10 protein-coding genes are annotated in these 13,989 nt (G+C 56.0%); 5 read left to right on the top strand and 5 right to left on the bottom strand.

Translation table 11 applies throughout. From position 1 onward, the window contains the following. Positions 1-25 precede the first annotated feature (25 nt). Positions 26-1,348, bottom strand: a complete 1,323-nt coding sequence (gene paeA, locus AC6I8E_RS16120) for a polyamine export protein PaeA (RefSeq protein ID WP_013359164.1) — start codon at positions 1,346-1,348, stop codon at positions 26-28. A gap of 516 nt (positions 1,349-1,864) precedes the next feature. On the opposite strand from paeA, the gene tamA reads away from it, so the two are divergent. Genes tamA through AC6I8E_RS16105 form a run of 3 tightly spaced genes read left to right on the top strand, consistent with a single transcriptional unit; the run spans position 1,865 to position 7,700 of the window. Then, entirely contained in the window at positions 1,865-3,580 is a 1,716-nt protein-coding gene (gene tamA / locus AC6I8E_RS16115; protein WP_497824712.1) for an autotransporter assembly complex protein TamA, read from the top strand. Further along, entirely contained in the window at positions 3,577-7,344 is a 3,768-nt protein-coding gene (tamB, locus tag AC6I8E_RS16110) for an autotransporter assembly complex protein TamB (protein ID WP_497824224.1), read from the top strand. The genes tamA and tamB overlap by 4 nt, the downstream gene beginning before the upstream one ends. A gap of 2 nt (positions 7,345-7,346) precedes the next feature. Then, positions 7,347-7,700 carry a gamma-glutamylcyclotransferase family protein gene (locus AC6I8E_RS16105; protein WP_013359161.1) on the top strand — a complete coding sequence of 118 codons (354 nt, stop codon included), beginning with the start codon at positions 7,347-7,349 and terminating at the stop codon, positions 7,698-7,700. Positions 7,701-7,759: 59 nt separating this feature from the next. Here AC6I8E_RS16105 and ppa read toward each other — a convergent pair whose 3' ends face one another. The 3 genes from ppa to AC6I8E_RS16090 all read right to left on the bottom strand — a co-directional run bounded on the left by ppa (position 7,760) and on the right by AC6I8E_RS16090 (position 9,311). Continuing rightward, entirely contained in the window at positions 7,760-8,290 is a 531-nt protein-coding gene (ppa, locus tag AC6I8E_RS16100; RefSeq protein WP_003855519.1) for an inorganic diphosphatase, read from the bottom strand. 100 nt (positions 8,291-8,390) lie between these two features. Further along, a complete protein-coding gene (locus AC6I8E_RS16095) occupies positions 8,391-8,840 on the bottom strand; it encodes a DUF441 domain-containing protein (RefSeq protein ID WP_013359160.1) in 450 nt (149 codons plus the stop codon). Positions 8,841-8,900: 60 nt separating this feature from the next. Next, a complete protein-coding gene (locus AC6I8E_RS16090) occupies positions 8,901-9,311 on the bottom strand; it encodes a lysozyme inhibitor LprI family protein (protein ID WP_013359159.1) in 411 nt (136 codons plus the stop codon). A 169-nt stretch (positions 9,312-9,480) separates the two neighbouring features. Here AC6I8E_RS16090 and AC6I8E_RS16085 point away from each other — a divergent pair, with 169 nt between their 5' ends. Beyond that, positions 9,481-11,040, top strand: coding sequence for a methyl-accepting chemotaxis protein (locus tag AC6I8E_RS16085; RefSeq protein ID WP_013359158.1), 1,560 nt, complete (start codon positions 9,481-9,483; stop codon positions 11,038-11,040). 375 nt (positions 11,041-11,415) lie between these two features. Here the strand turns inward: AC6I8E_RS16085 and fbp are convergent, their stop codons facing one another. Continuing rightward, positions 11,416-12,423: a class 1 fructose-bisphosphatase gene (gene fbp, locus AC6I8E_RS16080; RefSeq protein ID WP_013359157.1), complete on the bottom strand. Its 1,008-nt coding sequence runs from the start codon at positions 12,421-12,423 to the stop codon at positions 11,416-11,418. A 168-nt stretch (positions 12,424-12,591) separates the two neighbouring features. On the opposite strand from fbp, the gene mpl reads away from it, so the two are divergent. Next, positions 12,592-13,944, top strand: coding sequence for a UDP-N-acetylmuramate:L-alanyl-gamma-D-glutamyl-meso-diaminopimelate ligase (gene mpl / locus AC6I8E_RS16075; RefSeq protein WP_033784102.1), 1,353 nt, complete (start codon positions 12,592-12,594; stop codon positions 13,942-13,944). The last annotated feature ends 45 nt before the right edge of the window (positions 13,945-13,989 follow it).

Below are 13,989 nucleotides of genomic sequence, written 5' to 3'. Positions count from 1 at the left end.
AGTCTGAAGCTGGCCCTCGGTCATTCTACTCTTCTTCGCTTTTCGTCATGCTCAGCACCGGCGGTCGTTCGTCGATGCGGGTAACCAGCAGCTGGTCGATGCGATAGCTATCAATATCCACCACCTCGAACTTGTAGCCAGCAAACTTCACAAAATCAGTACGCTTCGGAATCTTACGTAGCATATACATCATAAAGCCGCCGATGGTTTCGTAGTTGCCTGACTGCGGGAAATCATCAATGTCCAGCACGCGCATCACGTCATCAATCGGCGTACCGCCCTCAACCAGCCATGAGTTTTCATCGCGCGCCACAATCTGCTCTTCCATGCCCTGGCCCACGAGGTCACCCATCAGCGTGGTCATCACGTCATTCAGGGTAATGATGCCCACGACCAGCGCATACTCGTTCATGATCACTGCGAAATCTTCACCAGCGGTTTTAAAACTTTCCAGCGCTTCGGAGAGGGTCAGCGTGTCCGGCACAATCAGCGCAGAGCGAATCTGCAGGCCACTGTTCAGCGCCATACTTTGATTGCCCAGCACACGCAGCAGCAGTTCTTTAGAGTCGACATAACCAACGATATGATCGATATCACCGCTGCAGACCAGAAACTTAGAATGCGGATGCTCAGCGATTTTGGTCTTGAGGCTGGTCTCATCTTCATGCAGATCAAACCAGACGATATTCTCACGTGAGGTCATTGAAGAGGGAACGGTACGCGATTCCAGCTCAAACACGTTTTCAATCAGCTCATGCTCCTGCTTACGCAGCACGCCCGCCAGCGCACCCGCTTCAACGACGGCATAGATGTCGTCAGAGGTGATGTCATCTTTACGCACCATCGGCAGTTTGAAAATACGGAAGAAGACGTTGGCCAGGCCGTTAAACAGAAAGACCAGCGGACGCATCACCAGCAGGCAGAAACGCATTGGGTTGATGATGCGCAGCGCGATGGTTTCCGGGGCGACCATACCAACCCGCTTTGGGGTTAAATCGGCAAAGAGGATGAACAGGCTGGTCACGATAGTGAATGAGCAGATAAAGCTGAGCTGCTCCGCCAGTTCCGGTGAAACAAAGCGGTTAAACAGGCCGCTGAAAACCGGTGAAAAGGCGGCGTCGCCGACAATACCGCCAAGGATGGCGACGGCGTTAAGGCCAATCTGCACCACGGTGAAGAACATGCCCGGCGTTTCCTGCATTTTAAGAACACGCTGCGCATTAACATTGCCTTCATCGGCGAGCAGTTTCAGTTTGATCTTACGGGCGGCCGCCAGCGATATCTCTGACAGAGAAAAAAAGGCACTGATTACGATCAGCAACAGAATGACAAGCAAGCTATCTAACATATGAGATCCAAAGGGTTATCCACTTGTCATTTTTGGCCTGGGCAGCGTGGGTAAGCGCAAACAGAGTTGGTTTATCCGTGAATCACAGCTATCCGTGCCAAAAATGTCTGCGCCTGTTCGACAGGAAAAAGATGTCGGGGCAGAAATGAAAACAGGCGGAATGCCTGTGGTGGCAGATTATAGCAGGAGCGCTCATTGTGCCGCCAGAGGGCAAACCGCCGCATCACACCGCATCTGCGTCCAGAGCGGCCGGTTATTGACTCGGATTTATCTGAGTGAGTCATCCGGATTTGATCATTCCGCCCCTCGGGAGTTGTATCGCGATCCCCATTTACCGACAATACCCTGTTATTTGACTTAGATGTCAGCGTTGCGTCGCCGTTTACCATAAAGTGCGGCTATGATGAGGGTGTTGCCGTTGCGGTAGTGCGGGCAAAGATGATTAATAAGTGCCCCGCGGAAAAGGGGCAGGCATGATTAACAGGAGTACAGGTGCCACGATTTTATGTTTATTGCATGGCTGGCCTGCTGCTTGCCGCGCCCGCCCTTGAGGCGGCGACAGTGCGATTACAGGTAGACGGCTTAACCGGGGATCTTCAGCGAAATGTCAGGGCGCGCCTGTCGACCATCGGCAGCGATGAGGTCTCTAACGATGGTCGTTTTCGTGCGCGTGTTTCTGTTGCGATAAAAGAGGGGCTGCGCGCACTCGGTTATTATGAACCCACCATTGATTTTGAATCCCGCCCCGCGCCAGCGCAGGGCGGACGCCCGGTATTAGTGGCCCATGTCACCCCCGGCGAACCGGTAAAAATCGGCGGCAGCACCATCGTGGTCGAAGGCGATGCGCGCAATGACGCAGATTATAAAGCCTGGGTGAAGCAGGGACGGCCCAAAGTGGGTACGCAGCTTAACCACGGGCAATATGACAAATTCAAAAGCGGCTTCTCAAATCTTGCGCTGCGTAACGGCTATTTCGACGGCACCTTTAAAAAAAGCCAGCTCGGCGTCTCGGTAGAGCGGCGGGAAGCCTTCTGGGATATTGATTACGACAGCGGCGAGCGCTATCGCTTTGGCGACGTCACGTTCCAGGGTTCGCAGATTCGCGAAGAGTACCTGCAGAACCTGGTGCCGTTCAAAGAGGGGGATTACTACAGCTCCCGTGATTTAGCCGAACTGAATCGGCGTCTCTCCGCCACCGGCTGGTTTAATTCGGTGGTGGTCGCGCCCGAATTCAGCAAGGGACGCCAGACCAAAGTCCTGCCGCTGAATGCCGTGATGTCGCCCCGCACCGAAAACACCATTGAAACCGGTGTCGGCTACTCCACAGATGTCGGTCCGCGCCTGAAAGGCACCTGGAAAAAACCGTGGATCAACGATAGCGGCCACAGCCTGGCGGCCAGCGCCTACGTTTCTGCGCCGGAACAGCAGGTCGATCTCAGCTACAAAGTGCCGCTGCTGAAAAGCCCGCTGGAGCAGTACTACACCTTCTCTGGCGGCCTGAAGCGCACCGACCTCAACGACACTAAAGCCGACACCACGACGCTGGCGATGTCGCGCAACTGGGACAGCAGTAGCGGCTGGCAGAAGGCAGTTAACCTGCGCTGGAGCCTGGATCACTTTACGCAGGGCAGCGTGACCAACACCACGATGCTGCTCTATCCCGGCGTCAGCGTAAACCGTACCCGTTCGCGTGGCGGTCTGATGCCGACGTGGGGCGATTCACAGCGCTACTCGGTGGACGTCTCTGATACGACCTGGGGTTCAGACGTTGACTTCCTGATCCTGCAGGCGCAGAACGTCTGGATCCGCACGCTGGGCGACAGCCATCGCTTTGTGGCGCGCGGCGATCTTGGCTGGATCGAAACCAACGACTTTGACAAAGTGCCGCCGGATCTGCGCTTCTTTGCCGGGGGCGACCGCAGTATTCGCGGCTACAAATACAAAAACATTTCACCGCGTGACGACGACGGCAAACTCACTGGTGCATCCAAACTCGCCACCGGATCGCTGGAATATCAGTACAACGTCACCGGGAAATGGTGGGGCGCGGTGTTCGTTGACTCGGGTGAAGCCGTTAACGACATCAAACAGAGCAATATCAAAACCGGTGCGGGCGTCGGCGTGCGCTGGTCTTCGCCGGTTGGCCCCATCAAATTTGATATCGCCAGACCCATCGGGGATGACGAGGCACATGGATTACAATTTTACGTAGGGCTGGGGCCAGAACTATGAAGCTGTGGAAAAAGGTCCTGATCGGTATTCTGATCTTTCTGGTACTGCTGTTGGGCGGTATGGCATTTTTAATCGGTACCACGCCGGGGCTGCATTTAGTGCTGAAGGGGGCATCGCGCTGGGTGCCCGGCCTGTCCATCAGACAGGTTGATGGCGGCTGGCGTAACCTGACGCTCAACGGTCTGCGTTTTGAGATGCCAGGTGTCAGCGTCGATGCCGGGCAAATCCATCTGGCGGTGGATCTCAACTGCCTGCTGCACTCCTCCGTATGCGTTAACGATGTTTCCCTGCGTGATATCAGCGTGGTCGTCGACAGCAAGAAGATGACACCTGCTGCGCCAGCGCCGGAAGAGGAAAGTGGCAACACCAACCTCAGTACGCCGTACCCGATTACGCTGCGTCACCTTGGCCTGCACAACATCAATGTCAAAGTGGATGACACGGCGATCTCGCTGCTCGACTTCACTACTGGCCTGCAATGGCAGGATCGCGCGCTGACGCTGAATCCGACCCATATTCAAAGCCTGCTGATTGCGCTGCCGAAAGCGGCGAAAGTCGTGAATGACGAGGTGGTGGAGCCGAAGGTTCAGCAGCCTCACCCTGCGGAGAAACCGCTGGGTGAAACGCTGCAGGCGATGTTTGCCCAACCGCTGCTGCCTGCGCTGCCCGATTTCCGTCTGCCGCTGGATATTGAGGTGCAGCAGATTCTGGGTGAACAGCTGCGCATTACCGGCGACACCGATATCTCCGTCAGCCGGTTACTGCTGAAAGCTAAAAGCGCCGATCGTCATATGCAACTGACGACGCTGGAAGTGGACTCGAATCTTGGCAACCTCAACGGCAGCGGACAGGCGACGCTGGCGGATAACTGGCCGGTCGATTTCACCCTGAACGGCACGGTTAACACCGACCCGATCAAAGGCGAAAAGCTGGCGCTGAAACTGAATGGTGCAATGCGCGACGAGCTGAAGCTGGGACTGAATCTTTCCGGTCCGGTGAAGGCACAACTGGACGCCACGACGCAGCTGGCGGTAGCAGGACTGCCGCTGTCACTGCAGTTAACCAGCCCGCAGCTGCGCTGGCCGTTAACCGGCCCGGTACAGTATCAGGCCGATGACCTGAACTATCAGTTTAAAGGCAAAGCCACCGACTATGTGATGTCACTGCAGACCGCCGTGAAGGGCGAGTCCGTACCACCAGCCACTGTCTCGCTGACGGGTAAAGGCAATGTTGAGCAGTTCAGCCTGGATCGCCTGCGCGTGGCTGCATTGCAGGGCAATATTGACCTCACCGCGCTGGTGGACTGGAGCAAGGCGATCAGCTGGCGCAGTGAGCTGACGCTGGCCGGGATCAACACCGCAAAACAGTATCCTGACTGGCCGGCGCGGCTGGATGGAAAAATCACCACCCGCGGCAGTCTCTATGGCGGCAGCTGGCAGCTGAGTGTGCCGCAGCTTCAGCTGAAAGGAAACGTGAAGCAGAACGCCGTGACCGCTGACGGTTCACTGACCGGTAACAGCTACAACCAGTGGACGGTGCCGGGCATTAAGCTGGCGCTGGGACGCAACCATCTGGATGTCAAAGGGGCGCTGGGCGACAGTCTGGATCTTGATGCCAGCATCGACGCGCCACAGCTCGACAATGCGCTACCCGGTCTGGGTGGTGTCGTCAACGGCACCCTCAAAGCGCGTGGCACGCTGAAAGCCCCGCAGCTGCTGGCCGATCTCAATGCCCGTGGTCTGCGCTGGCAGCAGATGCAGATCAATCGCGTTACGCTGAATGGTGACGTGCGCTCCGGCGAACAGGTGGCGGGTAAACTGCAACTGCGCGTCGAGCAATTGAAGCAGGATGCGCTGAACATCAGCCTGCTGACGCTGAATGCGGACGGCAACGAGCATCAGCATCAGCTGAAGCTGAATGTGCAGGGCAAACCGGTCTCTGGCCAGCTGGCGCTGAACGGCAGCTTCGATCGCCAGACCGAACGCTGGAGAGGCACGCTGAACGATACCCATTTTGATACGCCTGTCGGCGAGTGGCGTCTGACCCGCGCGATGGCCATCGACTATCTCAACAGCCGCCAGACGGCGACCATCGGGCCGCACTGCTGGCAGAACCCGAATGCACAGATTTGTGTACCAGAACCGGTAGAAGCCGGGCCGGCAGGCAAGGCGCATGTCGTGCTGAATCGCTTTGACCTGGCGATGGTGAAGCCGTTTATGCCGGATGCGACCCAGCTCAGCGGCCTGTTCAGCGGCGATGTGCGCGTCAACTGGACGGCCGACGGCGCGCTGCCGACCGGCACCGTGGCGCTGAAAGGCAACGGCGTGAAAGTGGTGCAGGATGTGCAGGGCAATAACCTGCCGATCGCCTTCGACACGCTGAACCTCAATGCCGCGTTGCAAAACGGACGTGCTAAGCTCGACTGGCTGATCCGCATCGCCAAAAACGGGCAGCTGGATGGCAACGTGCAGATCGACGATCCGCAAAACCGCCGTAAGCTGGGCGGCAACGTTAATATCCGCAATATCTCGCTGGCGATGATCAATCCGGCGCTGATGCAGGGTGAGAAGATCAAAGGCAGCCTGAACAGCAGCCTGCGTCTGGGTGGCAGCATCCAGCAGCCGCAGGTATTTGGTCAGCTTGGTCTGACGGGTGTCGATGTGGATGGCAACTTTATGCCGGTCGATCTCACAGCCGCTAACCTGAATCTGGTGTTCAACGGGATGAGCTCGACCCTGAACGGGCTGGTGCAGACCGCGCAGGGCAACATTAACCTCAGCGGTAACGCGGACTGGAGTCAGCTTGATAACTGGCGTGCGCGCATTGCGGCGCAGGGCAGCCGGGTTCGCGTGACCGTGCCGCCAATGGTGCGTATGGATGTCTCGCCGGATCTGGTGTTTGAAGCGACGCCAGCCGCCTTTAACCTTGATGGCCGGGTCGACATTCCGTGGGCGCGCATCACGGTGCAGGAAGTGCCGGAAAGCGCCACTGGCGTCTCGTCGGATGAGGTGATGCTGGATGAACAGCTGAAGCCAATTGCACCGCAAACCGCCGCGATCCCGATTAACAGTAATCTGGTGATCCACGTCGGTAACGATGTGCGGCTCTCGGCATTTGGCCTGAAAGCGAAACTGAATGGCGATCTTAAACTGGTACAGGATAGGACAGGGCTTGGTCTGAATGGCCAGATCAACATTCCGTCCGGTCGCTTCCACGCTTATGGTCAGGATCTGATCGTCCGTAAAGGCGAGCTGCAGTTTGCCGGTCCGCCTGATCAGCCTTACGTCAATCTGGAAGCTATCCGTAACCCGGATGCGACTGAAGATGGCGTCACCGCCGGTCTGCGCGTCACTGGCCTTGCCGATGAGCCGAAAGCAGAAGTCTTCTCCGATCCGGCAATGTCGCAGCAGGAAGCGCTTTCCTACCTGCTGCGCGGTCAGGGACTGGGCAGTGACGGCGACAGTAACGCCCTTACTTCGGCCCTTGTTGGCTTAGGGGTTGCACAAAGTGGGCAGGTTGTGGGTAAAATCGGGGAGACATTCGGTGTCAGTAATCTGGCCGTTGATACTGCGGGTGTTGGCGACAGCCAGCAGGTGCAGGTCAGTGGCTATGTACTACCGGGTCTGCAGGTAAAATACGGTGTTGGCATATTTGATTCACTGGCGACGTTAACCTTGCGTTACCGCCTGATGCCTAAGCTCTATCTGGAAGCCGTATCCGGTGTGGATCAGGCTCTCGATTTGCTCTATCAGTTTGAGTTTTAGCAATGCGAATAATTGTCTACGGCAGTTTACGGCGCAAACAGGGAAACAGTCACTGGATGACGAATGCGCAGTGGCTGGGTGATCACCAGATTGAAGGCTTTGAGCTTTACAGTCTGGGGCATTATCCCGGCGTCATAGAGGGCAATGGAGCGGTACAGTGTGAAGTGTACCGCATTGATGCCTCAACCCTTGCGGAGCTGGATGCGCTTCGCACCAAAGGGGGAGAGTACAAACGTTATCTGACTCAGACGCCGTTTGGCAGTGCATGGCTTTATGTCTATCAACGCTCAGTGGCAGGACGCCAGCGCATTATGAGTGGTGACTGGCTGAAGCGCGATGAGGAGCCAGAGGCCTGAACAAAAACACCGTCCAGTTGGACGGTGTTTTTTTTTCGACTCACAAACCGGCAGCAGAATTACTTCTTCTGTGCACGCTCGTAAGAGGAGATGATTTCGGCTTTAGCGGCTTCGGCGTTATCCCAGCCATCCACTTTCACCCATTTGCCTTTTTCCAGATCTTTGTAGTGCTCAAAGAAGTGGGTGATCTGTGCACGCAGCAGTTCTGGCAGGTCGTTCACATCTTTGATGTGATCGTACTCTTTAGACAGTTTGGTGTGCGGAACGGCAACCAGTTTGGCATCTTCGCCAGACTCGTCGGTCATTTTCAGCACGCCAACCGGACGGCAGCGGATCACTGAGCCCGGGACCAGTGGATACGGGGTCGGAACCAGTACGTCAACCGGATCACCATCCAGAGAAAGGGTGTGGTTGATGTAGCCGTAGTTGCACGGATAGAACATGGCGGTAGACATGAAACGGTCTACAAACAGGGCACCAGACTCTTTATCAACTTCATATTTGATCGGATCAGCATTCGCTGGGATCTCAATGACAACGTAGATATCTTCTGGCAGGTCTTTACCTGCTGGCACCTGGTTCAAACTCATCTGGCATTCCTTCAGTAGTCGTATGTTGAGTGTCGGCTATTATAGCCAACTGACTCTGAAAGTATGCCCTCTTTTTGGCGTTTCGGAATGCGCCCTAACGCTACTTAGCCGCCACAAACAGCGAAACAATGCCTGCGGCAATCAGTGGTCCTACCGGCACGCCGCGGAAGAACGCTACGCCAATCACCGTACCAATCAGCAGCCCCCCGATAACCGACGGCTGCACGCTCATAAAGTTCACGCCACGACCGCCCAGCCAGGCGACAAAAATCCCCACCACAATCGCCACAATCGACTTCCAGTTGGCAAAGGATTTAAGCAGCGCGGAGGCGGGCAGTGAGCCGCTGGCCAGCGGCGCCATTACCGCCACGGTAAGAATAATGATGCCCAGGGTAATGCCCTGTTTTTCCACGTAGGGAAAGAACTGCGCCAGCGGGGTAATTTTAATCGCCAGCAGCACCAGGATAGAAATGGTGACTGCGTTGTTGTGAACAAAATAGCTCAGTACGGCAAGGGCAATCAGAATCAATGTCGAGGCGTAAGCAGCCATGGTTTCTCCCTGAAGGTTAACAGCGCACTGACGTCAGCCAGCGCAAAAGCGGGTTATGGGTCAGCAGTCATCGGGGTTGGCACAACTGCCTTTACCGAGGGACTGCAACATCAATGCCTGATTGCGTACCAGGCTCAGGCCCTGGGCACTCAGCGCTACGCTGCCCAGCGTTCCCTGCGTCGCCAGCTGGCTGTGGCTCGCTGCAAGCCAGCTATCGCGGTAGCTCAGCCACGCGCGCTGTGCAATACGCAGTCTGTTTTTAGCGTCGCCGTTCAGGGTCTTCATCAGTGTGTTGTACTGCTGATTCATCTGCTGATCCCAGATCGTTGTAGCCGCAGCATAGCACTGGTTCATCTCAAGGGTCGCAGAGGCGTCATTGAGGCAGCGATCCAGTGCGGCGTCTGAAGGCAAATCCTTCGCTATCGTCGCCGTACTGACGAACAGCAGCATCAGAAGTAATCCCGATTTCATTCTTTTCTCCGGATAGCGGGCAGGCGGCGATCAGATTGAGCGATGTTTCTGTGATGATCAAGTTGTTAACACTAATCAGAGTTAAAGTTTCGCCCCGTTACTGCCGATAATTTCTCCGCTTTAGGGCCGCTTCAAAATTCGCCTTTTCACATACACGGAAACTATCAGGATGAAACAGTTATCACTTCGCACGGGGTTGCTGGCATTGCTGGCATTTATGACACTGCTGCTGTTGGCGGTGAGTTTTATGGGTATCGTGGCAATTAATAAAGGCAATCGCTCGCTGGATGTAATCAATCGCATTCAGGGGATCGAGCTGAACAGTCTGTATAAGAGCAATTCCGATCTGATGCGGGCCCGCGCAAACGCGGCGCTGGCGGTACGTAAAATTGAAATTGGAATGCTGGAAGAGGGCGCGGCAGTGACAAAACTGTCGCAGGCGGATGTGGTGTCATCGCAGAAACACCTGAAGCGTTTTGTTGATGCCGGAACAGTGACGGCGCACGGCAAAATGCTGGCGGATGCGGTTTCAGCCAGTTACAAAGCCTATCTCGATCAGGGCATCAAACCGATGATGGATGCGCTGGATAAGCAATATACCGACGAATATTACCAGCTGCTGGAAGGCAATCTGGCGACGCTGGCGGCCAGTTACGACAAGGCGGTCAATGACTTCAGCCAGCTGGCCGATCAGATCACTCAGGCCCAGCTTGAACAGGCGGCCTACAACGAAACCAAAATGAAAATCCTGATCGCCGTAGCGGGGGTATTAACCCTGCTGCTGCTGGTGCTCGCCTGGCAACTGCTGCGCCGGATGCTGCTGCAGCCGCTGAACCAGGCAATTGTCCATCTTGAGCAGATCGCGTTGGGCGACCTGTCACAGGCGTTACCACCGTCAAGTAACAACGAGCTGGGACGACTTAACCACGCGCTGAGCGGGATGCAGCAGTCACTGCGCACCTCAGTGAGTCAGGTGCGTGAAGCGAGTATGCAGATCGACATCGGCAGCCGTGAACTGGCCGCGGGTAACGTCAATCTGTCGCAGCGCACCGAAGAGTCTGCCGCTTCGCTGGAGCAGACGGCGGCCAGCATGGAGCAGCTCACGGCAACCGTGCGCCTTAACGCCACGAATGCTCAGCAGGCGAATCAGCTGGCTAGCGCGGTCTCCGAGACTGCCGATCGCGGCGCTGAGGTGGTCAGCTACGTGATGGAAAAAATGCATGAGATCACCGACAGCGCCAATCGCATCGGCGACATTCTCAGCGTGATTGACGGTATCGCCTTCCAGACCAACATTCTGGCGCTCAACGCTGCCGTCGAAGCGGCGCGTGCAGGCGAGCAGGGCCGTGGCTTTGCGGTTGTCGCAAATGAAGTGCGCACGCTGGCACAGCGCAGTGCTAACGCCGCCAAAGAGATTCGCACGTTGATCAGTGATTCACAGTCGCGGGTCAAAGAGGGCAGCGAGATGGCGACGCGCGCCGGGGAAACCATGGATGAGATTTCTGGCGAAGTGATGCGCGTAACGGCATTGATGAAGGAGATCTCGATGGCCTCCGACGAGCAGAGCCGTGGCATTGAGCAGGTCAATCTGGCGGTCACGCAGATGGATGCGGCGGCGCAGCAGAACGCGGCGCTGGTGGAACAGGCCACCGCCGCGACCCAGTCGCTGGAAGCGCAGTCCGATCAGCTTCAGGCAACCATGGCGCAGTTCAGATTGCAGACGGCGTAAAAGCAAAAAGGGCGCGATATCGCGCCTTCAGACAGCTCATTAATACATATCAGGGCGAACCTGGCCGCAACGGATAAGCTCAGGGCGCAGGGAATATGGTCAGAGGAGGAAAGCGTCCCGCGCCAGGACAAAAACGCCGGGAGCGTTTTTGAACAACGCAACGCGTTGGCCCATTTACGGGCGCACCTCAGGGATGAGGTGCGTAATCGAGCGGGCCGAGCGTGCCATGGATGGCGGCTTTTGCGTCTTTCCGAGCTGACCGTGTTTCCTGCGCAGCGCCCGTATTAAAGCGGTTCGAATCCGTGCATCATCAAAAAAAGCAGGGCGCGATAAACGCGCCCTGCTTTTTTATATGGCTTTTATACTACGACCAGATTAACCCTGACGGCAATCCGGGAACTCAGCCAGGAAACGCTCAACGTCGTTTACCATTGCCTCATTACCGCAGTAGAACGGGCAGCGCTGATGCAGCGTGACCGGTGGAATATCCAGAATACGCTTCTGACCGTCGCTGGCTTTACCGCCCGCCTGCTCGGCCAGGAAGGCCATCGGATTGCACTCATACAGCAGACGCAGCTTGCCCTGAGGATGGCTGGCGGTGCTTGGGTAGAGGTAGATCCCGCCTTTCAGCAGGTTACGATGGAAATCCGCGACCAGCGAGCCGATGTAACGTGAGGTATAAGGACGGTGCGTTGGCAGATCCTCTTCCTGACAGAACTTCAGATATTTCTTCACACCCTGCGGGAAACGAATGTAGTTACCTTCGTTAATCGAGTAGGTGTAACCGGTTGGTGGATAGGTCATACGTTCGTGGCTGAGGCAGAACACACCCAGTGACGGATCGTAAGTAAACGCATGCACGCCTGCACCGGTGGTGTACACCATCATGGTGGATGAGCCGTAAACCACGTAACCGGCAGCAACCTGCTTGTTGCCTGGCTGCATGAAGTCCGCTTCAACCACTGGCGTACCCGGCTCGCTGACGCGATGATAAATAGAGAAAATGGTACCTACGGAAACGTTAACGTCGATGTTAGAAGAACCATCCAGTGGATCCATTAACACCACGTACTTACCGTTTTCCTCACCTTCAAAGATAACGAACTCGTCTTCTTCCTCAGAAGCGATACCGGCGACGATGCCACGTGCTTTCAGTGCTGCCTTCAGTTTTTCGTTAGCGAACAGATCCAGTTTCATCTGCTGTTCACCCTGAACATTTTCCACACCACTGGCACCGAGAATATCCACTAAACCGGCTTTATTGATGTCGCGGTGGATAATTTTGGCACCCAGCTTGATAGCTGAAATCAGCGCCGTCAGTTCACCTGTGGCGTGCGGAAAGTCGTGCTGCTTCTCGACGATAAATTCGCCCAACGTTTTCATAACACATTCCCTGAATCTTCGATGGAGTGGCAGCACGCGTAACAGTCTGCCAACGGATGCGTACGCAGTTTAGCCGATTGAACTTCAAAAACCATAGTCCTAATCCGTTTCTTCCGTCTGCGAGCGGCGTTACACTGTGCGCCGAACTTTTGAGTAATGGATCATGTTATGCGCATTCACATCCTCGGGATTTGTGGCACTTTTATGGGTGGTCTGGCGGTGCTGGCTCGTTCACTGGGTCATCAGGTGACCGGTTCAGACGCCAACGTTTACCCGCCAATGAGTACACTGCTCGAACAGCAAGGCATTGAATTAACGGAAGGTTATGACGCCAGTCAGCTTGATCCGGTGCCTGACTTAGTCATTATCGGCAATGCGATGACGCGAGGTAATCCTTGTGTGGAAGCAGTGCTGGAACGCAACATTCCCTACCTCTCTGGCCCTCAGTGGCTGCATGATTTCGTGCTGCGCGACCGCTGGGTGCTGGCCGTGGCCGGAACCCACGGTAAAACCACCACAGCCGGCATGGCAGCGTGGATTCTCGAGGCCTGCGGCCTTGAACCCGGCTTCATTATTGGTGGTGTGCCTGGAAACTTCGATGTCTCGGCAAAATTAGGAAAAAGTCCATTCTTCGTGATTGAAGCGGATGAGTACGACTGCGCGTTTTTTGATAAGCGTTCCAAGTTTGTCCATTACTCTCCACGAACCCTGATCCTCAACAACCTTGAGTTTGATCACGCCGATATCTTTGACGATCTGCGGGCGATCCAGAAACAGTTCCACCATCTGGTGCGGATCGTGCCGGGCCAGGGCAAGATCCTGCTGCCGGAACATGATCCTAACCTCAAACAGGTGATGGCGATGGGTTGCTGGAGCGAGCAGGAGAGCGTTGGCGAGCACGGGCGCTGGCAGGCGAAGAAGCTGACCAACGATGCGTCTCACTGGGAAATCTGGCTCGACGGTGAGAAAGTCGGGGAAGTGAACTGGGCGCTGGTGGGCGAACACAACATGCACAACGGCCTGATGGCAATTGCTGCCGCGCGGCATGTAGGTGTGAAGCCGGAAGATGCCGGCCAGGCGCTGAACACCTTTATCAATGCACGTCGCAGGCTGGAGCTGCGTGGCGAAGTGAATAACATCAAAGTCTATGATGACTTCGCTCACCATCCGACGGCCATTCTGGCGACACTGGCTGCCCTGCGCAGTAAAGTGGGTGGCAGAGCACGCATCCTGGCCGTGCTGGAGCCTCGCTCCAATACGATGAAGATGGGCGTCAGCAAAAACGACCTGGCGCCGTCGCTGGCGCGTGCTGATGAGGTCTTCCTGTTCCAGCCGCACCATATTCCGTGGCAGGTTTCAGATGTAGCAGAAGCGTGCATTCCGCCTGCGCACTGGAGCGCGGATATCGATACCCTGGTGGAAATGGTGGCTAAAGCCGCTCAGCCTGGCGACACGATTCTGGTGATGAGCAACGGCGGGTTTGGTGGCATTCATCAGAAGCTGCTGGACAGGCTGGCCTGAAAATCAGGCGCCCGTTTCGGGCGCTTTTTTTTAAAGCGTTATTGC

The organism is Pantoea sp. X-Soil-YNGN-785, from assembly GCF_059730585.1.
This window is presented reverse-complemented; position numbering and strand designations above follow the sequence as displayed.

Bases quoted from the DNA above. Each gene is read 5' to 3' on its own strand.
- AC6I8E_RS16090 (WP_013359159.1), bottom strand. From the start codon at position 9,311: ATGAAATCGGGATTACTTCTGATGCTGCTGTTCGTCAGTACGGCGACG.
- paeA (WP_013359164.1), bottom strand. From the start codon at position 1,348: ATGTTAGATAGCTTGCTTGTCATTCTGTTGCTGATCGTAATCAGTGCC.
- ppa (WP_003855519.1), bottom strand. From the start codon at position 8,290: ATGAGTTTGAACCAGGTGCCAGCAGGTAAAGACCTGCCAGAAGATATC.
- tamB (WP_497824224.1), top strand. From the start codon at position 3,577: ATGAAGCTGTGGAAAAAGGTCCTGATCGGTATTCTGATCTTTCTGGTA.
- AC6I8E_RS16085 (WP_013359158.1), top strand. From the start codon at position 9,481: ATGAAACAGTTATCACTTCGCACGGGGTTGCTGGCATTGCTGGCATTT.
- fbp (WP_013359157.1), bottom strand. From the start codon at position 12,423: ATGAAAACGTTGGGCGAATTTATCGTCGAGAAGCAGCACGACTTTCCG.
- AC6I8E_RS16105 (WP_013359161.1), top strand. From the start codon at position 7,347: ATGCGAATAATTGTCTACGGCAGTTTACGGCGCAAACAGGGAAACAGT.
- AC6I8E_RS16095 (WP_013359160.1), bottom strand. From the start codon at position 8,840: ATGGCTGCTTACGCCTCGACATTGATTCTGATTGCCCTTGCCGTACTG.
- tamA (WP_497824712.1), top strand. From the start codon at position 1,865: ATGGCTGGCCTGCTGCTTGCCGCGCCCGCCCTTGAGGCGGCGACAGTG.
- mpl (WP_033784102.1), top strand. From the start codon at position 12,592: ATGCGCATTCACATCCTCGGGATTTGTGGCACTTTTATGGGTGGTCTG.